Origin of the sequence: Roseibium marinum (genome assembly GCF_002906165.1) — a bacterium.
Taxonomy (GTDB): Bacteria; Pseudomonadota; Alphaproteobacteria; order Rhizobiales; family Stappiaceae; genus Roseibium; species Roseibium marinum.
Window position 1 is genome coordinate 195,599 of sequence record NZ_PPCN01000009.1, and the last position, 21,863, is coordinate 217,461.

Annotated in this window: 22 protein-coding genes; 13 read left to right on the forward strand and 9 right to left on the reverse strand. The window is 59.7% G+C overall.

Annotation, left to right across the window (positions count from 1 at the left end; translation table 11 throughout):
- Positions 1-315: 315 nt before the first annotated feature.
- The 3 genes from CLV41_RS19395 (at position 316) to CLV41_RS19405 (ending at position 2,641) form a co-directional block, all read left to right on the forward strand.
- On the forward strand, positions 316-1,113 hold the full coding sequence (locus CLV41_RS19395; protein ID WP_103224077.1) for a phosphatase PAP2 family protein: 798 nt from the start codon (positions 316-318) through the stop codon (positions 1,111-1,113).
- Positions 1,110-1,895 (forward strand): DUF1206 domain-containing protein, encoded by a 786-nt coding sequence (locus CLV41_RS19400; protein ID WP_103224078.1) that lies wholly within the window; start codon positions 1,110-1,112, stop codon positions 1,893-1,895. The genes CLV41_RS19395 and CLV41_RS19400 overlap by 4 nt, the downstream gene beginning before the upstream one ends.
- Positions 1,896-2,116: 221 nt before the next feature.
- Complete coding sequence (locus tag CLV41_RS19405) at positions 2,117-2,641, forward strand: single-stranded DNA-binding protein (RefSeq protein ID WP_103224079.1); 525 nt, start codon at positions 2,117-2,119, stop codon at positions 2,639-2,641.
- 54 nt (positions 2,642-2,695) lie between these two features.
- On the opposite strand, the gene CLV41_RS19410 is transcribed toward CLV41_RS19405, so the two are convergent.
- Positions 2,696-3,172, reverse strand: coding sequence for a hypothetical protein (locus CLV41_RS19410; protein ID WP_103224080.1), 477 nt, complete (start codon positions 3,170-3,172; stop codon positions 2,696-2,698).
- Positions 3,173-3,670: 498 nt separating this feature from the next.
- On the opposite strand from CLV41_RS19410, the gene CLV41_RS19415 reads away from it, so the two are divergent.
- Positions 3,671-5,668, forward strand: coding sequence for a L,D-transpeptidase family protein (locus tag CLV41_RS19415; RefSeq protein ID WP_208987604.1), 1,998 nt, complete (start codon positions 3,671-3,673; stop codon positions 5,666-5,668).
- Positions 5,669-5,725: 57 nt separating this feature from the next.
- On the opposite strand, the gene CLV41_RS19420 is transcribed toward CLV41_RS19415, so the two are convergent.
- The gene (locus CLV41_RS19420) at positions 5,726-6,799 is read right to left on the reverse strand and encodes a zinc ABC transporter substrate-binding protein (protein WP_103224082.1); all 1,074 of its coding nucleotides are present in this window, start codon (positions 6,797-6,799) and stop codon (positions 5,726-5,728) included.
- A 160-nt stretch (positions 6,800-6,959) separates the two neighbouring features.
- Between CLV41_RS19420 and CLV41_RS19425 the strand changes: the two genes are divergently transcribed.
- From CLV41_RS19425 to CLV41_RS19465, 9 genes are all read left to right on the forward strand, one after another.
- Positions 6,960-7,838 (forward strand): PaaX family transcriptional regulator C-terminal domain-containing protein, encoded by an 879-nt coding sequence (locus CLV41_RS19425; protein ID WP_103224083.1) that lies wholly within the window; start codon positions 6,960-6,962, stop codon positions 7,836-7,838.
- A gap of 111 nt (positions 7,839-7,949) precedes the next feature.
- Positions 7,950-8,942 (forward strand): 1,2-phenylacetyl-CoA epoxidase subunit PaaA, encoded by a 993-nt coding sequence (gene paaA, locus CLV41_RS19430; RefSeq protein WP_103224084.1) that lies wholly within the window; start codon positions 7,950-7,952, stop codon positions 8,940-8,942.
- Positions 8,943-8,948: 6 nt separating this feature from the next.
- Positions 8,949-9,428 (forward strand): DUF3291 domain-containing protein, encoded by a 480-nt coding sequence (locus CLV41_RS19435; protein ID WP_103224085.1) that lies wholly within the window; start codon positions 8,949-8,951, stop codon positions 9,426-9,428.
- Positions 9,429-9,451: 23 nt separating this feature from the next.
- Positions 9,452-9,736: a 1,2-phenylacetyl-CoA epoxidase subunit PaaB gene (gene paaB / locus CLV41_RS19440; protein WP_103224086.1), complete on the forward strand. Its 285-nt coding sequence runs from the start codon at positions 9,452-9,454 to the stop codon at positions 9,734-9,736.
- Positions 9,736-10,512, forward strand: a complete 777-nt coding sequence (gene paaC, locus CLV41_RS19445) for a 1,2-phenylacetyl-CoA epoxidase subunit PaaC (protein ID WP_103224087.1) — start codon at positions 9,736-9,738, stop codon at positions 10,510-10,512. The genes paaB and paaC overlap by 1 nt, the downstream gene beginning before the upstream one ends.
- 4 nt (positions 10,513-10,516) lie before the next feature.
- Positions 10,517-11,032, forward strand: coding sequence for a 1,2-phenylacetyl-CoA epoxidase subunit PaaD (gene paaD, locus CLV41_RS19450; protein ID WP_103224088.1), 516 nt, complete (start codon positions 10,517-10,519; stop codon positions 11,030-11,032).
- A 34-nt stretch (positions 11,033-11,066) separates the two neighbouring features.
- The gene (locus CLV41_RS19455) at positions 11,067-12,140 is read left to right on the forward strand and encodes a ferredoxin--NADP reductase (RefSeq protein ID WP_103224089.1); all 1,074 of its coding nucleotides are present in this window, start codon (positions 11,067-11,069) and stop codon (positions 12,138-12,140) included.
- 58 nt (positions 12,141-12,198) lie between these two features.
- Positions 12,199-14,253: a phenylacetic acid degradation bifunctional protein PaaZ gene (paaZ, locus tag CLV41_RS19460; protein WP_103224090.1), complete on the forward strand. Its 2,055-nt coding sequence runs from the start codon at positions 12,199-12,201 to the stop codon at positions 14,251-14,253.
- Between the two features lie 79 nt (positions 14,254-14,332).
- Entirely contained in the window at positions 14,333-14,656 is a 324-nt protein-coding gene (locus CLV41_RS19465) for a hypothetical protein (RefSeq protein WP_103224091.1), read from the forward strand.
- Here the strand turns inward: CLV41_RS19465 and paaK are convergent, their stop codons facing one another.
- From paaK to eutB, 7 genes are all read right to left on the reverse strand, one after another.
- The gene (gene paaK, locus CLV41_RS19470) at positions 14,657-15,967 is read right to left on the reverse strand and encodes a phenylacetate--CoA ligase PaaK (RefSeq protein WP_103224092.1); all 1,311 of its coding nucleotides are present in this window, start codon (positions 15,965-15,967) and stop codon (positions 14,657-14,659) included. It lies immediately after the preceding gene.
- 39 nt (positions 15,968-16,006) lie between these two features.
- On the reverse strand, positions 16,007-16,432 hold the full coding sequence (gene paaI / locus CLV41_RS19475) for a hydroxyphenylacetyl-CoA thioesterase PaaI (RefSeq protein WP_103224093.1): 426 nt from the start codon (positions 16,430-16,432) through the stop codon (positions 16,007-16,009).
- Between the two features lie 20 nt (positions 16,433-16,452).
- A complete protein-coding gene (paaG, locus tag CLV41_RS19480; protein ID WP_103224094.1) occupies positions 16,453-17,247 on the reverse strand; it encodes a 2-(1,2-epoxy-1,2-dihydrophenyl)acetyl-CoA isomerase PaaG in 795 nt (264 codons plus the stop codon).
- A 120-nt stretch (positions 17,248-17,367) separates the two neighbouring features.
- Positions 17,368-18,135, reverse strand: coding sequence for an SDR family oxidoreductase (locus CLV41_RS19485; protein ID WP_103224095.1), 768 nt, complete (start codon positions 18,133-18,135; stop codon positions 17,368-17,370).
- A 228-nt stretch (positions 18,136-18,363) separates the two neighbouring features.
- Entirely contained in the window at positions 18,364-19,731 is a 1,368-nt protein-coding gene (locus CLV41_RS19490; protein ID WP_103224096.1) for an aspartate aminotransferase family protein, read from the reverse strand.
- A 41-nt stretch (positions 19,732-19,772) separates the two neighbouring features.
- On the reverse strand, positions 19,773-20,768 hold the full coding sequence (locus tag CLV41_RS19495) for a cyclodeaminase (protein ID WP_103224097.1): 996 nt from the start codon (positions 20,766-20,768) through the stop codon (positions 19,773-19,775).
- Positions 20,758-21,765, reverse strand: a complete 1,008-nt coding sequence (gene eutB / locus CLV41_RS19500) for a hydroxyectoine utilization dehydratase EutB (RefSeq protein WP_103224098.1) — start codon at positions 21,763-21,765, stop codon at positions 20,758-20,760. Before eutB ends, CLV41_RS19495 begins: the two co-directional genes overlap by 11 nt.
- Positions 21,766-21,863: the final 98 nt, after the last annotated feature.

Below are 21,863 nucleotides of genomic sequence, written 5' to 3' on the forward strand. Positions count from 1 at the left end.
AGGAGCGCCGGTCTCTTTGCCGGCACGATCTTCAATATAGGCAGAAGTTATCCAAATTCGAGGCTTCCCGCGATCGAATAGGTTTGTGTCCGCATTCGCCCGGTTTCATGTACCGCGCTTTCCTTTGACTGTCCTGTTCCTGTCTGGTTGCTATATAGGAACAAAGAAGGAACATTTGCTTCTCTACTCCAAAAAATTCGGTTCGACAACCTCGCTTCTCCGTCCGCCATTTCATCCACATTGGAACCGCGAGGCATTTAGCCGGTTCTCTTTCCATGGATAGCAGAGGGATTAAGAGTGGGGCAGGCAATTTCATTGTCTTCACGGCAAGAAGACAAAAGCGAAACCGGCGCTTCGCCGGACGATGGAACAACACAAACAGCGGAACCGGTCACCGGTCGGTCCGATCGTGACGAAGAACGGGTCTTGATCGTCACGGGGTTTTGCGTGGTCGTCTTTACGCTAACAGCCATGGCGGTCGGTTCGGGCGTCAGTGTGAATGTCGATCGCGAAGTTCTGCTGTGGTTCCGCAGTGCCGAAGACACGGCGAACGCGTGGGGCCCGGCGTGGTTCGAGGAAGCGGCGGCCGAGGTGACGACACTTGGTGGCTATACGATCCTTTCCATTGTGGTTTTCCTGACCGCCGTGAGCCTTTTTCTGCTGCGGCGGAAAACCGCGGCTGTTTTCCTTTTATCCGCCGTGGTGAGCGGCAGCCTTCTTTCCAGCCTCGCCAAGTTGTTTTTCTCCCGGCCGCGCCCGGATCTGGTGGTGCATATGGACTTGACCTTCACGTCCAGCTTCCCGAGCGCCCATGCGATGGTGAGCACCTTCACATGGTTGACGCTGGCGGCGATCGCAACGCGGTTCGTGCCCCGGCGCGCAATGCGCGTCTTTGTCGTTGCTTCGGCCGTCACGATCGCCGTGCTTGTCGGTTTGAGCCGGGTTTATCTCGGCGTTCACTGGCCGAGCGACGTTCTGGCCGGTTGGGCATTCGGCGGGGCTTGGGCGGGTATCTGCTGGTTGTTGGCCAACTGGCTGGGCAGAAGGCTGCCGCGGCATGAGGAATTCGGGAACGCCGATGCGCGAACCGACACGACGGAGACAGCAAGATGAAACTGCCTGGAAACGTTATCCGCAAGCTCGCGCGCGCCGGCTACACCTCCCGAGGAGTGGTCTACCTCATCATCGGTGCCCTGGCGTGCTTCGCAGCAGTCGGGGCAGCCGAGACCACCAACACCAAGGGAGCGCTGCAACATCTTTTAAGCCAGCCCTTCGGCCATGCTCTCCTCGGGGCTCTTGTCGCCGGCCTATTCGGCTATGTCGTCTGGAGGCTTGTGCAGGCGATCTTCGACGCGGACGATCACGGGCACTCCCTTAAGGCTCTGACCATTCGCGCCGGTCTGCTTGTAAGCGCCTTCACCTATGCGACGCTCGCGGTTTACGCACTCTCCAGAATGGGAGTGTTTTCAAGCGGTTCGTCCGGCGGCGGCGTCGCGCAAACGCTCAGCGGATTCCTCGGCTCTGGAACAGTCGCGATCGGCCTTGCCGGCATCTTCGTTGGAGTTGGCGGCGCGCACTGCTGGAAAGCGATCAGAATGAAGTTCGAAGACCATCTTCAGGCGAGAGAAGAGACGATGAGGATCCTGCGTCCGATTGCGGTGCTGGGCCTGCTGGCGCGCGGTATCGTTTTCTTCATTCTTGCATTCCTCCTGTTCTATCGTGGTCTGAGCGCTGGAGATGGAGGCGGCGGCCCCCCGGATATCGAAGACGCGCTGCGGTTCACGCAGGAGCTTCCCATGGGATGGCTGATCCTTGCGGTCATGGGCGGCGGTATTGTGCTCTTTGCAGTCTATTCCTTCTGTGAGGCCTACTGGCGGCGTGTGAGTGTTGTCTGAGCGGGGAGCCTCATTGCTGAAGCTTTCGGTGCGCAATCTCGGGTCTTCGCTATCAAGGCTCGTGGTTGCCCTTGACAGGGTGATTGCGGAGGTGGAACATTTGCGGAACAAAAATCCCTTGTGGATTATGGGGGCATCTGTGCGCCTCAAGAGACCGATCCTGTAAGGTGTCGGCCAATTTTGAGGCGCGAGAACGCGCTGAACAGTCTTAGGAGTCAGGCATGGCGGGCAGCGTCAACAAAGTTATTTTAGTCGGCAATCTGGGAGCCGACCCCGAAATCCGCCGGACGCAGGACGGCCGTCCTATCGCCAACCTGCGGATCGCAACTTCCGAAAGCTGGAAGGACCGCAACACGGGCGAACGCCGCGAGCGGACTGAATGGCACAGGGTGGTGATTTTCAACGAGGGGCTTTGCAAGGTTGCGGAAAACTATCTCCGCAAGGGTGCGAAAGTTTACATCGAGGGCCAGCTCCAGACCAGAAAGTGGCAGGATCAGTCCGGTCAGGACAAATATTCCACGGAAATCGTGCTTCAGGGCTTCAACTCGACTCTGACCATGCTTGATGGTCGCGGCGAGGGAGGAGGCCAGTCGGGTGGCCTGCCTGACTACGGCAGCGAACCACAGGGTGGCGGTGGATCCGGCGGATCTGGCGGATATGGCGGCGGCTCGAGTGGCGGTGGCTTCGGTGGTCCGTCAAGCGGCGGCGGTGGCGCCGGACCGATGGACGATGAAATTCCGTTCTAGGATTTACTCGGCGAACGCAGGGCCGCTCTGAAAGTGCAGCGCGGTCCTGTCAAATCAGCCTCCCACACTCGGATCATATGGCGTGCTCGGGTCGTCCACGCCTTCGTAATACTCCTTGGAGTTGCCGAGACCGCAGTGATAGACGGCCTCTTCCGCGCGCGTGTCGCCACCGGTGATCGGCGCGCCATTGCGGTGCGCGAATTCGTGAACAATGGTGGCCAGCACCATCCAGCGCCCCATGTTGAAGGCCCGATCGCCGACGGCGATTTCGCCGCTTGGAACGTGGATTTCGCCATAAAGCGGTGAAAGGGTCGGTCCGTAATTTACCCAGATGCTGCTGTCGCCGATCATGTCGGACAGACTGCGCCCCCTGGGCAGGGTGCGGAAATAGGCATTGCAGCCCGGCAGGTTCTTCACCATCTTGAACAGTTTGTTGCGTGCCCATTTCAGCTTGTTGTACTGAGCCGAGTCGAATCTGGTGTAATTCCAGATCGGTGAGGAATGATCTCCGACATTGAACTGAAACGGCATCTGGCCACTCCCTGAGAGGTTTCACGTTTTCGTGAGCCAGATATAGGCGACGCAGTTATCCTGCGGCGTGACAGCCATCACGAAACGGAGCAATCGGGAGGAAAAGGGAACGGCCACCTTGAAGTAGCCCTTCAAAATTCCCTGATTTTATCGCTTTGCGGCGGAGTATTGGTCGAGGGCCGCCGCGCATTGAACGGCCATGGCGTCCGGCGGAATATTGCCGCACGGCATAATCGTCACACAATCCTGATTTCAAAACCTGTGTATCGCGGCGAGCCTTAACCAACACAAGAAGCCTGTTATAGTAAAAATCGATTTGATGATCGGGATTGGAATCGGTTTTAGGCACCTATGCCATCAAAAAGACACGGCGCCTGACACAAGTCCCGGCAGTCTTTGAAGCCGGGGTGTCCTCTTCCGGGCGGAAAAATGAACAGCTCCGCATGACCGGGCGTGGTCTCCGGCGCGGACATATTTTTAAATTGCGGGTTTGAGACAATGCGAGCGAATGAAATGGGACTGGCTAAGAAAACCGGCAAGGATCGCGCCGGCGGTTTGACGAGGCGGTCCCGGACCGTGCTGGGAAATTCCCTCAAGGCGGGCCTGATGGCGACGGTGATCGCCTCCGGGTTCGGTCTTGCCACCGTGCAACCCGCCTCCGCCCAGGGCCTGTTCCAGCGCCTGTTCAACCCCGAGGCGCACCGCCGGCAGCGTGAGCGCGAACGGCAGGGCGATCTGCGCGAAAAGGCGGCAACGGTAAAGGTATCCGCTCCGCGTTACCTCAACTATTCCGCGGATGCCTGGAAGAAGATTTCCCTTTCCGCGCTTTCAGAAAAGAAAACGGCTGAAGTTCAGCCTGAAGCGCAAACGGCTGAGACCGGTGAGGCTACTGCCGTCAGCACGGACACCTCTCCGGCGGCGCCGGTGGTGCTGACCGCCTTCGACAAGGCCCGGCCGGCGCTGGAAGACATGACGCTGACCGTTCTGCCGGAAGTGGGCGAGGCGGTGATTGCGTTTTACCGGGAGCATCCCGATTTTGTCTGGGTGGAAGACGGCAGGGTGACCGCCACGGCCGCTGCCGTGCGCAGGGGCTTGAGCGAAGCCGGTACATACGCCCTGAACCCGGACGATTATTTTGTCGCGCTGCCGTCGGTTGCCGGCCTGGAAGGGGCGGAACGCGATGCGGCCATGATGCGCTTTGAAATGGACCTGAGCGCGGCGGTGCTCACCTACGTGCTGGACGCAAAGCGCGGCCGGGTCGACCCGAACCGGATTTCGCAATACCACGACCTGCCGCGGCACAAGGTGGATCTGGTCGCCGCAATGGAAAGTTTCGCGTCCGCCGAGGACCCCAGGCTGGTTCTGGCCACCGCCCAGCCGCAAAACGATCATTTCAGGAAACTGACCGCCGAACTGGCGTTCCTGAAAGCTGAGGACGAGGAGACCGACCAGATCGTCATCGCCCCCGGTACCTTTCTCAAGGCCGGAAAATCCAGCCCCGAGATGAAGAACATCGTCGCGGCGATCGAGAAGAACGCCTCGCGGGAGTTCAAGACCGCCCATGCCGAAACGCTGGAGGCCTATGACGGTTCGGAGCTTTACACCCCGGAACTGGTGGATCTGGTCAAGGCTTTCCAGAAGGCACTCAAGCTGACCCCGGACGGCATTGTCGGCAAGAACACCATCAAGGCGATGGTGGGCGAAACCAACGCGGCCAAGATCGCCAAGGTCGAATTGGCGATGGAACGCAGTCGCTGGATTCCCGAGGAGCTCGGGGAGCGCAAGGTCTTCATAAACCAGGCTTCCTTCACGGCGACTTATACAGCGCCAGGAGAGCTTCCGTTGTCGATGCGCGTCGTGGTGGGCAAGAAATCCAACCAGACCAACTTCTTCTACGACAAGATCGAGATCGTGGAATACAACCCGTATTGGGGCGTTCCCTATTCGATCATCGTCAACGAGATGCTGCCGAAACTGGCGAACGACCCGAGCTATCTCGACCGCGCCGGTTATGAGGTCTCAACACCGGGCGGCCGCAAGATTTCCTCGGCTGCCGTGGACTGGTATGCGGTCGCGTCGAAACAGCAATCCGTCAATGTTCGCCAGTATCCCGGAAGATCCAACGCGCTCGGCGAGGTGAAGATCCTCTTCCCCAACAAGCACCATATCTACATGCATGATACGCCGTCCAAGAACCTGTTCAACAAGGACGCGCGCGCCTTCAGTCACGGCTGTATCCGCCTGCACGATCCCAAGGCCATGGCGGCGGCGGTTCTCGGCAAGTCGAAAGACTACGTCACATCGCGGATTTCGGCGGGTCAGAACGAGCAGGAACAGGTTACCGGAGATATTCCGGTATATGTCTCCTACTTCACCGCCTGGCCCGAACTTGACGGCGGCATCGCCTATTACACCGACGTCTATGACCGTGACCGCTACCTGCTCCAGGCTATCGGGAAAACCGAAGCAGCCCGTGCCAAGGCCAGGACGTCCTGATTTTTTCCTGAGTTGAAACCAGCCGCCGGACCGGGCCAGGTCCGGCGGTTTTTCGTTTCAGGACTCGCCCTTGAGGCAGTCGGCAAGGGAATCCGAAAGGTCCTCGAGCAATTTCGGGTAGAGGTCCGGACCGTTGGTCAGGCTGGTTCCGAGCGGATCGAGTGTCGCCTTGCGCGCCGTGCTGCCTTCCAGAACCACATCGACAAGTTTCGCGTCGAATTGCGGTTCCTGGAACACGCAGGTCACGCCCAGATCCCTGATCTCGTCGCGCACTTCGGCGATCCGGTCGGCGCTTGAAAGGGCGTCCGGCGACAAGGTGATCGCTCCGCTTGCTTCGATGTCGAAGTGATGTTCGAAATGGTGGTAGGCGTCGTGAAACACGACGAATTTCCTGCCCGAAAGCGGTGCAAGCTGCGTTGCGATCTTCCCATCCAGCGTCTCCATGCGAGCCGTGAATATGGCGGCATTTTCCCGGTAGGTTGCCGCGTTTTGCGGATCGAGGCCGGCCAGGGTCTCCGCCATGACAGCGGCAATCGCGACGCCGTTTTCCGGGTTCAACCAGATATGCGGATCATATGCCTCGCCGTGTCCGGCGTGATGCTCCTCATGTCCTTCTTCGTGATCCGCGTGACCCTCATGATCTTCGTTGTCGTCATGATCCTCATGGCTTTCGTGATGGTCCTCGTCATCCTCGTGACCGTCTTCATGTCCGTGATCGTGAGCGTCGAAATTAGCACCTTCGCGCACCTTCAAATGCTCTATGCCTTCCGCGTCCATGAGTTCCACAACCTGCGCCTTTTCAGCCATGGAGGAAATCGGTTTGGCCAGAGACGGAGCAAGTTCCGGTCCGACCCAGAACACCACATCCGCACCCTGCAGCAAAAAGGCCTGGGAGGGTTTCAGGGCGAAGCCGTGGGGGGACGCGGCACCGTCGATAAGGATGTGCGGCGTTCCGACTCCGGCCATAACGGCGGAAGCAATGGAATGCAGAGGTTTGATGGTCGTGACAACGGCAGGCGCGTCCGCACTGGCGGATGTCGCGGTCGCGGCAAGGCACAATGCTGCGGCCGGCAGGAAAAAACCAGGCCGGGTCTTGCGAAGCGGCGTTTTGGGGCAAGGAAAGATTTTCATTGGCGGGTTCCGATGGAATGTTACTATATAACATGTAACTGTATAACGTTTCTTGTTTTGCGGCGCAAGCCGTATCCTCGAATTGTTCCTGAACCACGACGCTTGGTTTGTTGAGCAGGCAGGGATAAGGTAACAAAAACCCTGACGGATCAGATGCTTCATGCCTGCCTGCGCAGACCTCAACACGGAAAACTACCTCAAGCCGTTTCCACCCAAAGCCGCCCGGCTGATCGTCACCATTTACGGCGACATCGTCGAACCGCGCGGTGGTGTGCTCTGGATGGGTGATCTCATCAATCTGTGTGCCGGGTTCGGCGTGAATGAATCCCTCGTCCGCACAGCGGTTTCCCGCCTGGTCTCCACGGGCCAGCTGAAGGGTGAAAGGGAAGGGCGGCGCAGCTATTATGCGCTGACGGCACAGGCGCGCGACGAATACCATCTGGCGGCCGAGTTGTTTTTCGGGCCCGCCGATGGCGAGTGCGGCTGGATCGTTACCCATTGTTCGGACGAATCCCGGCAATCCGGCCTGATCAGCCACGGGTTCGTGCCGGTGGGAGGTGATTTTTATATCGCCGCGGAACGGCCCGGCCGGCCGGTATACGGTGCAGCCTTTCGTTCCACGGCTCTGCAGCCGGAGGCGAAAGAAATGAGGGCGCTGCTCACTTCCGCTTTCGATCTTGGAACACTGTCGCGGGCCTATTCAGGTTTCGTGAGCCAATTCCGGCCGATGACACATGTTCTGAAGGAAAATTTCGACGGACATTCGGCCCTCCTTCTCAGGCTGGCCCTGGTCCATGCCTATCGGGAAATTCGGCTGAACGACCCCCGTCTGCCGCCATCCGTTTTGCCGCGAGACTGGCCGGGCTTCGACGCCCACCGCCTTTTTGCCGAGCTTTATATAGGACTTTCAACGCCTGCCGACGATTACATCGGACGGCATCTTTTCAATCGCAACGGCCCGCTGCCGCAAAAACCGGATGACGTGAAGGCGCGGCTGATATCGCTCGCCGCCAGGATCGACCGGCCACTCTCGTTATGAGCAAAATGCAGAGGCACTTGAAAGCGTCACAAAAGTTTTAAGAAATAAACTTTTTATGTGATGCTTTGTGCGGTATCCTTCCTCATCTTCAACATGACGGGAGGAGGCGTCATGTATGCACAGATGGTGAATACCGATGCGAACCGGGTGCGCGACATTTCGGAAATGTCCGAGGAAGAGCGTGCGTTCCAGGAGCGCATCGATCGCGGCGAGAAGATCGAACCGACCGACTGGATGCCGGAAGGCTATCGCAAGACGCTGATCCGCCAGATCGGCCAGCATGCGCATTCCGAAATCGTCGGTCAGCTTCCCGAAGGCAACTGGATCACCCGCGCCCCGACCCTGGAACGCAAGGTTATCCTTCTGGCCAAGGTTCAGGACGAGGCAGGGCACGGGCTCTATCTTTATTGCGCGGCGGAGACGCTTGGTGTCAGCAGGGACGAGCTGATCGAGTTGCTGCACGCCGGCAAGATGAAATATTCCTCCATTTTCAACTACCCGACGCTCACCTGGGCGGATATCGGCGCTGTCGGCTGGCTGGTGGACGGCGCCGCGATCATGAACCAGGTGCCGCTGCAGCGAACCTCCTTCGGTCCTTATTCCCGGGCGATGGTGCGGATCTGCAAGGAGGAGAGTTTTCACCAGCGCCAAGGCTTCGACATCATGATGAAGATGGCGGGTGGCACGCCGGAGCAGCACCGCATGGCCCAGGATGCGCTCAACCGGTTCTGGTATCCCTCGTTGATGATGTTCGGCCCGTCCGACAAGGAGTCCGTGCACTCCGCCCAGTCCATGTCATGGAAGATCAAGATCAACACCAATGACGAACTGCGCCAGAAATTTGTCGATCAGACCGTGCCGCAGGCTGAATATCTTGGCCTTACCGTTCCAGACGATCAATTGAAATGGAATCAGGAAAAGAACGGATACGATTTCTCCGAACCTGACTGGAGCGAGTTCTTCGAGGTTCTGAAGGGCAACGGTCCCTGCAACAAGGAGAGACTGGATGCCCGGATCAAGGCCTGGGAGGACGGTGCCTGGGTGCGGGACGGCCTCATGGCTCATGCGGACAAAAGTACAGTGGCGCGGACGGCGGCGGAGTAGGACAAGATGACCGGAAATCATATCGCCCAGTTCAACGTCGCCCGGCTCAAATATGACATCGAGGATCCGCGGATCGCCGATTTCGTCAACAATCTCAATCGTGTGAATGCGGCCGCCGAGCGCAGCCCGGGATTTGTCTGGCGTCTGAGGGAGGAGGCTGGAGATTATACGGCCGTGGTCGATGACGATCCGATGGTCATCCCCAATCTCTCCGTCTGGGAAAACGTCGAAAGCCTTGAAAATTTTGTCTTCAAGACCGTCCACAAGCGCATCTATGAGCGGCGCACGGAATGGTTCGGGGTCATGGAGAAGATGCACCTTGTCATGTGGCCCGTGGAAAGCGGACATGAGCCCACCGTGAAGGAAGCTTGGGAAAGATTGGGTCATCTCAACGAGCACGGATCGTCCGGCCATGCCTTTGGCTGGGACCACATTCCCTCCGCCAATCTGTGGCGCTCCACCCGCTGTGAAACTTCGGCGGCGTAACCGGCCTTCTGGGAGAAAATACAATGAAAAAGGAATGGCCGCTGTGGGAAGTGTTTATTCGCGGGCAGCATGGTCTCAATCACCGGCATGTCGGATCGCTTCATGCTCCGGACGCCGAAATGGCGATCAGGAATGCCCGCGATGTCTATACGCGCAGAAAGGAGGGAGTTTCCATCTGGGTGGTTCCTTCCGCGCAGATAACCGCATCCGATCCCGGCGCCAGGGACGCGCTGTTCGAACCCGCGACGGACAAAATTTACCGGCACCCGAGTTTTTATGACATTCCCGATAAAGTCGGGAAAATGTGATGATCCAGGAGAGCGATCTTATCGCGAGCGATATTCTTTATGAATGGTTGCTGCGCAGAGGCGATACCGCGCTCATTCTCGGCCACCGGGTCTCCGAATGGTGCGGCCATGCGCCGGTCCTGGAGGAAGATATCGCGCTCGCGAATATCGCGCTCGATCTGATCGGGCAGGCGCGTCTTTGGCTCGGCTATGCCGGCGAGGTGGAAGACAAGGGGCGCGGCGAGAACGAACTCGCCTTTCTGCGCGACGCCTGGGACTTCCGCAATGTCCTGCTTGCCGAACAGCCGAACGGTGATTTCGGCAAAACCTTGATGCGGCAATTCCTGATCGATGCCTGGCAGGACGCTCTCTTGAGCGCGCTCAAGACTTCCGCGAATGAGCGGATCGCCGAAATCGCGGTAAAAGCCGGCAAGGAAGTGACCTATCATCTCGACCGGTCCTCGGACCTGGTGATCAGGCTTGGAGACGGTACACAGGAAAGCCATCGGCGCATGCAGGCCGCTCTGGATGCGCTCTGGCCCTATGCCGGCGAGATGTTCTCAGCCGATGCCGTCGATGAGGCGATGGCGGCGGCCGGATTGGCGCCCAACCCGCAAACGCTGAGGCCGGGCTGGGATGAAACCGTCGGAGAGGTTTTCAAGCAGGCGACCTTGACGCAGCCGCAATCGGATTTTGCCCATAAAGGCGGCCTGACCGGCCGGCATTCGGAACATCTCGGCCATCTTCTGTCCGAGATGCAATTCCTGCAAAGGGCCTATCCGGGTGCTGCGTGGTGACGTGATGCGGGTTTCCACGGACACGGTCTGGCAATGGCTTTCGGAAGTCCCGGATCCGGAGATCCCGGTGCTGTCCCTGACGGATCTCGGGGTCATCCGCGATGTCCGCTGGGACGAGGGAACCCTGGTGGTCACGGTGACGCCGACCTATACGGGTTGCCCGGCAACGGCGGTGATCAATCTCGACATCGAAACCAAATTGCGCTCCTGCGGCATCGCCGATCTGCGTCTTGAGCAGAAGCTGAGCCCTGCCTGGACCACAAACTGGCTAAGCGTCGAGGGCCGCGAAAAACTGCGTGAATACGGCATCGCGCCGCCAGCGGAAACACGGGGTCAGGAGGACGGGGAAACACAGGCAAGAGTCGCGAGGCTGGCCGGTCTCAAAAACCTCGTGGTCGCCTGTCCGCGCTGCGGGTCGCGGAACACGGAAAAGATCAGCCAGTTCGGTTCAACGCCCTGCAAGGCCGCATATCGTTGCCGGGCCTGTCTGGAGCCCTTCGACTATTTCAAATGCCATTAACCGCAAGTCCACTGCTGTTTCCGGGAGGAACGCCATGTCACGCTTTCATGCACTGACCGTCACGGAGGTGGTGCCGGATACGCGCGACAGCGTCATCGTGACCCTGCGGCCGCGACCGGAAGACGAGGATATCTTCCGTTTCACCCAGGGCCAGTATCTCACCTTCCGCCGCGATTTCGATGGCCATGAGGTCCGCCGCTGCTATTCGATCTGTGCCGGAACCGGAGAAGGCGCCTTGAAGGTGGGGATCAAGCGGGTCGATGGCGGGGCGTTTTCCTGCTGGGCCAATGAAAACCTCAAGCCGGGCGACACGGTCGAGGCCATGCCGCCGCTCGGAAGTTTCTTCGCGCCGCTCGAACCGGATAGGGCGAAGTTCTATCTTGGATTTGCCGGCGGTTCCGGTGTCACGCCCGTTCTGTCGATCCTGAAAACGGTGCTGGCCTGCGAGCCGGGCTCCCAGTTCACGCTGATTTACGCCAATCGCCAGGTTTCCTCGATCATGTTCCGCGAGGAACTGGAAGGTCTCAAGAACAGATATCTGGGCCGCCTGCAGATCATTCACATCCTGAAGAGCGACGCGCAGGACACCGACCTGTTTTCCGGTCGGGTCGACGAGCGCAAGCTCGACGAACTGCTCGAAACCCTGATCGACCCCGAGGATATCGATCTGGCGTTCCTGTGCGGGCCGCACGGCATGATGGAAACGGTGCGTCAGGGGCTTGAAAGACACGGCGTTGCCACGGACCGGATCAAGCAGGAACTTTTCAAGTCCGACCAACCTGGCCGTCTTCCAGTCAATCAGGCCGCAATTGCCTCCGAAGAAAAATCCAGGGAAGCCGACCTGAAGCTGACCCTCGATGGCACCACGCGGGACATTCACATGGAGCCCGGTGAGAGCATTCTTCAGGCCGCTCACAGGAACAATATCGATGCGCCATATTCCTGCTGCGCCGGTGTCTGTTCGACCTGCCGTGGCAGACTGCTGGAGGGGGAAGTCGAAATGGCGGCCAATCACGCGCTTGAGGACGATGAAATCCGCGACGGTTACATCCTGACCTGTCAGTCCCGCCCACTCACCAAACGCCTTGTTCTCACCTACGACGCCTGAACACAGGGGGACGGTTTCCGTACCCTGAGGTCTTCAATCTTCAGACTGGATTTGCTTCATGACTTTGGTCACACAAAACGTGCGCGTTCTGGAAAGCTGGCTGGCCGGACGCTGGCAAACCGGGAAAGGCGAGGGCAAGGCGCTTCTCGACGCCTCGACTGGCAAACCTGTCGCCAGCATCGATGCCTCCGGTCTCGATTTGGGCGAAGCGCTTGCCTATGGCCGGGAGGTCGGCGGCAAGGCTCTTCGAAAGATGACCTATCATGAGCGCGCGCTGATGCTGAAGACGCTGGCGCAATCGCTGATGGAGAACAAGGAGCTTTTCTATGAGGAGAGCTTTGCAACCGGCGCAACCCGCAAGGACAGCTGGATCGACATTGAGGGCGGCATAGGGACGCTCTTCGCCTTCTCATCCAAGGCCCGCCGGGAGATGCCGAACACGAGGGTATTCGTGGAAGGCGCGGTTGAACCGCTCTCCCGGGACGACACGTTTTCAGGACAGCATATCCTGTCGGCCTTGCGCGGAACTGCCGTCCATATCAATGCGTTCAACTTTCCTTGCTGGGGCATGCTGGAAAAGGTCGCCCCCGCTTTAATCGCGGGCGTTCCCTGTCTGGTGAAGCCAGCCAGCCAGACCGCCTATGTGACGGAACGCATGGTGCGGCATATACAGGAAAGCGGAATCCTGCCGGACGGAGCGCTGCAGCTGCTTTGCGGATCGGCCGGAGATCTCATCGATCATGTCAGCGATCAGGACGTGGTGACCTTCACCGGGTCCGCCTCGACCGGCCAGATGCTGCGTGGTCATCCGGCGATCATCCGCAATTCGGTCCGCTTCACCATGGAAGCCGACAGTCTGAATGCAGCCGTCCTGGGCCCGGATGCAAAACCGGGCGAACCGGAATTCGATCTGTTCGTCAAGGAAGTCGTTAGGGAAATGACGGCCAAGGCCGGCCAAAAATGCACCGCGATCCGGCGCATCTTCGTTCCAAGGGCATCTGTTTCCGCCGTCGCGGAGGCTCTCAACCAGCGATTTGCCCGTCAAGTGATCGGCGATCCCCGGCAGGAAACCGTGACCATGGGGCCCTTGGCGTCACTCGGCCAACGGCAGGAGGTTCTGGAACGTGTCGCGGACCTCAAGACCGAAGCCGAGGTGATTTCTCCAGACACGGGGGCTTTTCCGGAAGAGGGCGCTTTCGCATCACCCATTCTGCTTCATTGCGATAAGCCGCTTTCCTCGGACGCCGTGCACTCGGTTGAAGCTTTCGGACCGGTGGCGACACTCATGCCTTATGACGATCTGGAGGAAGCTGTCGATCTGACCCGCAAGGGCAAGGGTTCGCTTGTCGCCTCGGTCTTCACCAATGATCCCTCCGTGGCGGAGGAAATGGTCCTCGGCATGGCACCGTTCCACGGGCGCGTGATGATCGGCAACCGTCAGAGCGCCAAATCTTCCACCGGGCATGGGTCTCCCTTGCCGATGCTGGTTCATGGCGGGCCCGGCCGGGCCGGGGGCGGGGAGGAACTTGGCGGTATCAGGGCCATCAAACACTATATGCAGCGCACCGCCATTCAGGGAGCGCCCGAGTTTTTGGGTGCAGTAACGGGCAGATGGGTCGCCGGTGCTCCAGGGCACGCTGACAGCCGCCATCCGTTCCGCAAATCTCTGTCGGAACTCAGGACCGGCGACCGGCTGACAACGAAGTCCCGGACCGTGACGCTGGAGGATATCGAACATTTCGCCGAATTCACCGGCGATACGTTCTATGCCCATATGGATGAAGACGCGGCAAGGCGGAACCCGTTCTTCGAAGGCCGCGTTGCGCACGGTTATCTCATCGTCTCCTTCGCCGCGGGGCTTTTTGTCGATCCGGATGAGGGTCCGGTCCTTGCCAATTACGGCGTCGACAATCTGCGATTTCTCACGCCTGTGAATGCCGGAGACGACCTGAAGGTTCAGCTCACGGCCAAGGAAATCTCACCGCGCATTTCAGCCGACTACGGCGAAGTCCGATGGGATTGCCAGGTCAGCAACCAGAAGGACGAGCCGGTCGCGCTCTATGACGTTCTGACCCTGGTTGCGAAGGAATGGCCGGAGAACAGGACGTCGTAAGGAAGTTGCGAGCGGACCTTGACCGGATTTCGAACGGATGTTCCCGGGAACTTTTTCCTCTCTGGCGGGTTGAGCCTGCATGAATACAAGGATCTACAAGCTCACCCCCGTGGCCGCCGAATGGGATCCGAATTGGGATCTTGCGGAAAATCAGGGCGAAGTGATCGTCCGGGCGCAATCGCCGGCGGACGCCCGCGTTGTGGCCAGCGAGGCCGAACCGGACTTTCTGGACAGCGGCGGCAAGCCTGCGGAGGGCTCCTCGACAAGGGATGCCAGCGCCTTCCGCGATGAAAAGCTATATGCCGTGGCGGAGATCGACAGCAGCGGATTTCCTGCCGAAGGCCCGCGTGAATTGCTTGCAGGATCGATCGCCAATCCGCTCAAAACCGGGCAGTCGACCTGATCAGTTCTTCGGCCGGTTGTCCACCACGCGCTTGGCCTTGCCCGCGGAGCGTTCGACCGCGCCGGGTTCGGTAATGTCGATCATGGCGGACACGCCGACGACGCTCTTGATGTGATGGGCAAGTTCCTTTTCGGAGGCCTTGCGCTGTTCGCCGGAGGCGGCTGTAGGCAGGGCCTCCACATGCACAGTCATGACATCCAGCCGGTTGGCCTTGTCGAGTTCGATCTGGAAATGCGGTGAGAGCCCCGCGCATTTGAGGATCTGCTCCTCGATCTGGGTCGGAAAGACGTTCACACCTCTCAGGATGATCATGTCGTCGGACCGGCCGGTGACCTTCTCCATCCGCCGCATGGACCGGGCCGTACCCGGCAAGAGCCGGGTCAGGTCGCGCGTGCGGTATCGGATCATCGGCAGGCCCTCCTTGGTGAGGGTGGTGAACACCAGTTCGCCGATTTCCCCGTCGGGCAGCACCTCGCCCGTCTCCGGGTCGATGATTTCCGGATAAAAATGGTCTTCCCAGATATGCAGTCCGTCCTTGGTCTCCACACATTCGTTGGCAACGCCGGGACCGAGAATTTCCGACAGTCCGTAAATATCGACGGCATGCATGTCGAAGGCCTGCTCGATTTCCCGGCGCATGGAATTTGTCCAGGGCTCCGCCCCGAAAATACCTGCGGCGAGCGAACTTTCCCTCGGATCGATCCCCTGGTGGCGGAACTCGTCCAGAATGGATAGCAGATAGGACGGCGTCACCATGATGATGCGGGGTTTGAAATCCTGGATCAGGGTCACCTGGCGCTCCGTCATGCCACCCGAAACGGGAATGACGGTGCAACCAAGCTTTTCCGCGCCGTAATGCGCGCCGAGCCCACCGGTGAAAAGGCCGTAGCCATAGGCGACATGGATGATGTCGCCGGCGCGGCCCCCGGCGGCGCGGATGGAGCGGGCCACGAGGTTGGCCCACATTTCGATATCGTTTGCCGTATACCCAACCACGGTCGGTTTGCCGGTGGTTCCAGAAGACGCGTGAATACGCACGATCTTGTCGCGCGGAACCGCGAACAACCCGAAAGGATAGTGATCCCTGAGGTCGGCCTTTGTCGTGAAGGGAAACCTGGAGAGATCGCTCAAGGTCCTCAGGTCGGAGGGGTGAACGCCTATTTCGTCAAATTTTTCCCTGTAAAAGGGAACGTTTTCATAGGCATGGGTGAGGGACCATTTCAGCCGCTCCAGTTGCAGCGCGCAGAGTTCGTCCCTGGATGCCGTTTCTACAGGTTCCAGATCACCGGGCCGCGGAGCCAGATCTTCCATGATGTCCTCCCAAAAGCCGGACGCATTGGTCCGTCTCTCCTAGTCAGGCAATATCGTGCCTTTTGTTGTTCTTGAATTGCCGCGGAACTCGGCAATCGTATCTCCGTCCTGATTTTCGATCGTCACATCGTAAAGCCCGGACCGGCCCTTCCGGGACCGCTCGCGCGCGGTGGCCGTAAGCCGGTCGCCCAGATGCGCGGGCGCAAGAAAGCTGATCGCGCACTGCTGCGCGACCGTAATCTGATTGTAGGTATTGCAGGCGAATGCAAAGGCGCTGTCGGCGAGAGTGAAGATATAGCCGCCGTGACAGATGCCGTGTCCGTTGGTCATGCTTTTGGAAACGGTAACCGACATCACCGAATGGCCAGGAGCGACATGGTCGAGGCTGAGGCCAAGGTCCCGCGAGGCGGTGTCCTGCGACCACATGCGCTCCGCACAGGCCGTGGCAAGTTCTTCATGCGTCATTCAAGTCTCCGAAGGATATCTCAGGAACCGGAGAACCGGGCATGGCGCTTTTCGAGAAAGGCAGCGACACCTTCCCGGTAATCGGCTGTTTTTCCCGCCACCCGCTGGGCATCGCGTTCCGCATCCAGATGCCGGTCGAGCGGCTGGACAGACGCATCCTGAATGAGCTGTTTTGTCAGCGCCAGGCCCTTGGTCGCGCCGCCGGCAAGTTGCGCGGTGAACGTTTTGGCTTCCTTGAGGAGTTCCATGTCGGGAACCGCCTTCCAGATGAGACCCCAGCTTACCGCTGTTTCGGCATTGAGCGGTTCGCCCGTCATCGCCAGCGCCTTGGCGCGCGCTTCTCCGATCAGCCGCGGCAGGAACCATGTGCCACCGGAATCGGGCACCAGTCCGATTTTGGAAAATGCCTGGATAAATCTTGCCGAATGAGCCGCAAGGACGATGTCGCAGGCCAGCGCGATATTCGCACCGGCCCCGGCGGCGACCCCGTTGACGGCGCAGACGACGGGTTTCGGCAGCGCCCGGATCTGGCGCACCAGCGGATTATAGAGGGTTTCAAGCGTATGCCCCAGATCGGGCGCTTCGTTCCCGCCCCGCATGTCCCGGTCCGAAAGATCCTGGCCGGCGCAAAAGGCCCGTCCGGCGCCCGTCAACAGAACGGCGCGAATGTCGTCATGCGACTGCGCCTCGCTCAGACACTGGCGCAATTCATGATGCATGGTTTCGTTGAAGGCGTTCAGCCGGTCCGGGCGGTTGAGCGTAATGAGGAGAAATCCGTCCTGCCGCTCCGCCAGCACCGTTTGTGTGTCAGCCATTCGCTCCTCCCAAAGCGTCACAAGTTTTTATGAAAGTACCTGATTTATGTGACATTAATGCACGGCGGACGTCTCCGGTCAAAGACGGAATGCATCTTTTTTCGTCCCAGCTGTGCCGGACTACAAAACGGCGGTCATGCCGCCATCGGCATAGATAATCTGGCCCGAGACATAGTTGGATGCGTCCGAGGCGAGATAGATCGCCGTCCCGGCAAGTTCTTCCGGCAGGCCCCAGCGGCGCATCGGTGTCCGGCCCTTCACCCAGGCGTCGAACTCGGGATTGCTCAACAATGCCTCGTTCATGTCGGTGACCATGTAGCCGGGGCCGATGGCGTTGACCTGAATTCCGCTTTCCCCCCATTCTGCCGCCATGGCCTGTGTCAGCATCTTTATGCCGCCCTTGGAAACCGTGTAGGGAGCAATGGTGACGCGGGCAAGCTCGGACAGGACGGAGCCGATATTGATGATCTTGCCACTGCCGCGCGCCACCATGCGTCTGGCGGCTTCCCGGCCGACCACGAACGCGGACGTCAGATTGACGTCGAGCACCCGCTGCCAGTCGGCGGTCTCAAGCTCCAGCATGGGTTTGCGGAACTGAATGCCGGCATTGTTGAGAAGTATATCGACGGCAATGCCTTCAGCATCAAAGCGGTGAAAAGCTGCCTTGACCGCGGTCTCGTCGGTCACATCGAATGCGGCGGTCAGAACGTCGAGGCCTTCCGCCTTGAGTTTCTGCGCGGTCTCAAACAGCCTGTCTTCATTGACCCCGTTCAGAATAATTCTGGCGCCCGCTCGTGCCAGCCCTTCTGCGAATGCTCGCCCCAGCCCGCGGGATGACCCGGTGACAAGGGCTGTTTTCCCGGTCAGGTCGAATAATTTGACACTCATGGTTTCCCCCGACGATGGTTTTCCTCGCCGTCAGTCAGCACGGCTCATGTGGAAGCGCAGCTTACATGGAAAGGACACGGCGGACAGTGTCCCGACTGAAGAAACGCCGCAACGTTCCGGAAGGACCGTGAAAATCCAATCTGCATCGCCGTCCCGGCCACACGGAGTGCCAGCCGGGACGGTGAGACGTTCGATTAGCTGCTGGAGCGCGACATGGCCGGTTCCAATTTACAGAACCGAGCGGACAGCCTTGCCGGTGGCCGCAACGACCCTGTCGATCTCAGCTTCCGTGATACAGAGCGGCGGAGCGAAACCGAGGATATCGCCCTGGGGCATGGCCCGTCCGATAACGCCTTCCGTCAGGAGCGCGGCCGCCACTTGCGGTCCGATCTTTTTGGCCGGATCGAAGAAGGTTCTTCCGTCCCTGTCTTCGACAAATTCGACCGCGCAGAGCATCCCGTCACCGCGGATATCACCGACATTGGCGTGGCCGCCGAGTTCTGACTGCAGCGCGTTCTTCAAATAGGCTCCTGCGGATTTCGCATTTTGAACCAGGCCGAGCTTGTCGATCAGCTCCAGATTGGCGACACCGGCGGCAGCCCCGATGGGATGCGCGGAATAGGTCCAGCCATGGCCGATCGGTCCGAATTCATCTGTGCCGTCTTCCAGGACCTTCCAGACCCTGTCGGAGACGATTGATCCCGAAAGCGGCGCGTAGGCCGACGTCAGCCCCTTGGCGATGGTGATGAAATCCGGCTCGATCCCGTAGTGATCCGACCCGAACATGCTTCCCAGTCGCCCGAAGCCGGAGACGACCTCATCGGCAATCAGCAGGATGTCGTGTTTCTTGAGAACCTTCTGAATTGCCTCCCAGTATCCGGCGGGCGGCGGCACGATGCCGCCGGTGCCGAGCGCCGGTTCGCCGATGAATGCGGCGATGGTATCGGCGCCTTCTCGTTCGATCATGGCCTCCAGTTCCGACGCGCAATGGGCAACGAACTCCGCCTCGGACATCGACAGGTCTTCGCGGCGAAAATAGTCCGGGGCGAGCGTATGCAGAACCGTGTCGAACGGCAGGTCGAATTTCTTGTGAAAGAGTTCAAGTCCGGTGAGAGAGCCGGTCATCAGGCCGGAGCCGTGGTAGCCGCGCCAGCGCGAAATGATCTTCTTCTTTTCCGGGCGGCCGAGAATGTTGTTGTAGTACCAGACCAGCTTGATGTTGGTCTCGTTCGCGTCCGAGCCGCCAAGGCCGAAATAGACTTTGGACATATGTGCGGGAGCCCGCTCCATCACCATTTTGGCAAGGGTGATGGAAGCCTCCGTCCCGTGGCCGACATAGGCGTGGTAATAGGCAAGCTCTTTGGCCTGCGCGGCGATGGCCTCGGCAATCTCCGTCCGGCCGTATCCGACATTGACGCAATAAAGACCGGCAAATGCGTCCAGCAGACGTGTACCGTCCCGGTCCTCGATAAAGACGCCGTTGCCGCCTGTGACGATGCGGCTCGGGCTTTCGCCGCGTGCGTGCTGCGCCAGATGGGTGGACGGGTGGAAAAAATTCTCCCGGTCCCAGGCGTCCAGTTGATCGTTCTTGAGCATGTCTTGGTCCTTTTTTCTGGTCCTGGAACTAGCGCTTCAGGTCAGACGGTGAGTGTTGTTCCGGCGTGGGCTTTTGTTATCCTGCCAAGGGTCAGTGTCGCGATTGCCGTGTCCTGAACGCCGGTACCGGTCAGGTCGCAAACGGTGATCTGATCGTCGCGCGTTCTGCCTGCAGCGACCCCCGCGATCACCTCGCCAAGCTCGACGGCCTTTCCGGTTCGGGTCATCAGGCCGTTTTCGATGGCGGTCCGCAGTTCGCCAAGCCTGGCGCACTGGCTTATGCGGTCGCAGACGACAACATCCGCTTGCGCCAGGATCCGCGGTGAAAGTTCGTTCTTGTCTTCCTGGTCGGATCCCATCGCCGTGATGTGCAGACCCGGATGCAGGCAACCGGCGTCCAGAATGGCGTCCCTGGCAGGTGTGGTGGTCACGACAAGCTGACACGCCGCCACGAGCTCATGTCTGTCGGCAACCGCCTGAACGTCGATACCGAGCGTCGTGCGCAAATCCGTGGTGAGCTGTTCCGCCTTTTCGGCGCCGCGCCCCCAGACAAGAACCTTCTTGACCGGCATGACCTTCGCCGCGGCAATGATCTGCAAACGGGCTTGAACGCCTGTTCCAAGAACGCCCATGGTCGTGACGGTTCCGGGCGCGAGATGGCGGGCGGCGACGGCGCCGGCCGCGGCCGTGCGGATGTCCGTCAGGTAGCCGTTGTCGAGAAACACGGCCTGAACCAGGCCCGTATGGGCCGAAAGCAGCACCATCAGGCCGTTGAGGCTTGGCAAGCCGCGCGCAGGATTGTCGAAAAAGCCGGGAGAAACCTTGATGGCAAATCCGTCAAGACCGGGGACATAGGCGGTCTTGACGTCAACTTCGGCATTCACGTGCGGAAGCGCCATGGAAAGCACCGGGGGCATGATGACCTGTTGCGTGGCAAGCGCGGCGAAAGCGCTCTCTATGCAATCGATGATCTCCAGATCAAGATGGATGACCCGGCGCAATTCCGCGTCGGTCACAAGCCTGATGTCATGGGGCATAGGGTGCTCCCTTCAGAAGTTTGTCGCCAAGCACGATATCTCTGCCGCCGATGACTTCAGTGAACTGGATCATGTCGACAGTCCGGCCTGTAATGATCGTGGCCACCGGTCCCGTCAGGTCGGCAAGCTTTCCGGAAAGGCACGCTGCGATGCCGACGACGGCGGCGCCTTCGGCAACCAGGCGCTCCTCGAAATAAAGCACCTGCATCGCCCGGTAGATGTCTTCCTCGGTGACCAGAACAATCGCGTCGAGCAGGTCACGGCACATGCTGAAGGAGAGTTTGTTGTCCAGCCCGATACCGCCACCAAGCGAATCCGCGAGGCTGGCAACCTCCGTGACTTCCACGGGATGGCCGGCCTTGATCGATGCATCCATCGCCGCACCGCGATCCATCGTCACTCCGATGACCTTTATGGACGGATTGATGGACTTCGCCGCGAGAGCAACGCCCGCGGCCAGTCCGCCGCCTGAAAGCGGCACAAGCAACGTTGCGACATCCGGCAGGTCCTCCAGGATTTCAAGGCCGACGGTTCCCTGGCCTGCGATGACATGCGGACCATCGAAAGGCGAAATTTCCCGGATGCCGGGTCCAAGGCTCAACTGCCGGCACTCTTCCAGGGCATCGTCCTGACTGTTGCCGGTGATCCTCACCTGCGCGCCCAGGGCCCTGATAGCGTCGATCTTTGTCTGCGGCACCAGTGAAGACATGCAGACCACCGCCTTGAGACCCAGTTGCCGTGCCGCATGGGCGACGCCCCGGCCGTGATTGCCGGTGGAACAGCAGGTGAGGGTGGTCGTTTCGAACGGCACATTCCGTGCGGCATTGGTTGCGCCGCGCAGCTTGAACGCACCTGTCGGCTGCAGGCTTTCCATCTTCATGTGGAAGGGGACACCGGTCTTTTCCGTCAGAAAGCCGGACGGCAGCAGCGGTGTCCGAACGACCTTGCCGTCAATCGCTTTCCGCGCGGCGAGAATGTCTGCAAGTGTCATCTGCATGGTAGCCTAGGAAAAGCCGGTGTTCGTGTGGTCTGGAGACGGCTGAGCCGCTCCCCCGCCATTTGTGTACAAATAATCAGATACCGCAAGTACTCACA

Excerpts from the sequence above, each read along its gene's own strand:
- CLV41_RS19400 (WP_103224078.1), top strand. The coding sequence starts at position 1,110 with ATGAAACTGCCTGGAAACGTTATCCGCAAGCTCGCGCGCGCCGGCTAC.
- CLV41_RS19405 (WP_103224079.1), top strand. The coding sequence starts at position 2,117 with ATGGCGGGCAGCGTCAACAAAGTTATTTTAGTCGGCAATCTGGGAGCC.
- CLV41_RS19410 (WP_103224080.1), bottom strand. The coding sequence starts at position 3,172 with ATGCCGTTTCAGTTCAATGTCGGAGATCATTCCTCACCGATCTGGAAT.
- CLV41_RS19415 (WP_208987604.1), top strand. The coding sequence starts at position 3,671 with ATGCGAGCGAATGAAATGGGACTGGCTAAGAAAACCGGCAAGGATCGC.
- CLV41_RS19420 (WP_103224082.1), bottom strand. The coding sequence starts at position 6,799 with ATGAAAATCTTTCCTTGCCCCAAAACGCCGCTTCGCAAGACCCGGCCT.
- CLV41_RS19425 (WP_103224083.1), top strand. The coding sequence starts at position 6,960 with ATGCCTGCCTGCGCAGACCTCAACACGGAAAACTACCTCAAGCCGTTT.
- paaA (WP_103224084.1), top strand. The coding sequence starts at position 7,950 with ATGTATGCACAGATGGTGAATACCGATGCGAACCGGGTGCGCGACATT.
- CLV41_RS19435 (WP_103224085.1), top strand. The coding sequence starts at position 8,949 with ATGACCGGAAATCATATCGCCCAGTTCAACGTCGCCCGGCTCAAATAT.
- paaB (WP_103224086.1), top strand. The coding sequence starts at position 9,452 with ATGAAAAAGGAATGGCCGCTGTGGGAAGTGTTTATTCGCGGGCAGCAT.
- paaC (WP_103224087.1), top strand. The coding sequence starts at position 9,736 with ATGATCCAGGAGAGCGATCTTATCGCGAGCGATATTCTTTATGAATGG.
- paaD (WP_103224088.1), top strand. The coding sequence starts at position 10,517 with ATGCGGGTTTCCACGGACACGGTCTGGCAATGGCTTTCGGAAGTCCCG.
- CLV41_RS19455 (WP_103224089.1), top strand. The coding sequence starts at position 11,067 with ATGTCACGCTTTCATGCACTGACCGTCACGGAGGTGGTGCCGGATACG.
- paaZ (WP_103224090.1), top strand. The coding sequence starts at position 12,199 with ATGACTTTGGTCACACAAAACGTGCGCGTTCTGGAAAGCTGGCTGGCC.
- CLV41_RS19465 (WP_103224091.1), top strand. The coding sequence starts at position 14,333 with ATGAATACAAGGATCTACAAGCTCACCCCCGTGGCCGCCGAATGGGAT.
- paaK (WP_103224092.1), bottom strand. The coding sequence starts at position 15,967 with ATGGAAGATCTGGCTCCGCGGCCCGGTGATCTGGAACCTGTAGAAACG.
- paaI (WP_103224093.1), bottom strand. The coding sequence starts at position 16,432 with ATGACGCATGAAGAACTTGCCACGGCCTGTGCGGAGCGCATGTGGTCG.
- paaG (WP_103224094.1), bottom strand. The coding sequence starts at position 17,247 with ATGGCTGACACACAAACGGTGCTGGCGGAGCGGCAGGACGGATTTCTC.
- CLV41_RS19485 (WP_103224095.1), bottom strand. The coding sequence starts at position 18,135 with ATGAGTGTCAAATTATTCGACCTGACCGGGAAAACAGCCCTTGTCACC.
- CLV41_RS19490 (WP_103224096.1), bottom strand. The coding sequence starts at position 19,731 with ATGCTCAAGAACGATCAACTGGACGCCTGGGACCGGGAGAATTTTTTC.
- CLV41_RS19495 (WP_103224097.1), bottom strand. The coding sequence starts at position 20,768 with ATGCCCCATGACATCAGGCTTGTGACCGACGCGGAATTGCGCCGGGTC.
- eutB (WP_103224098.1), bottom strand. The coding sequence starts at position 21,765 with ATGCAGATGACACTTGCAGACATTCTCGCCGCGCGGAAAGCGATTGAC.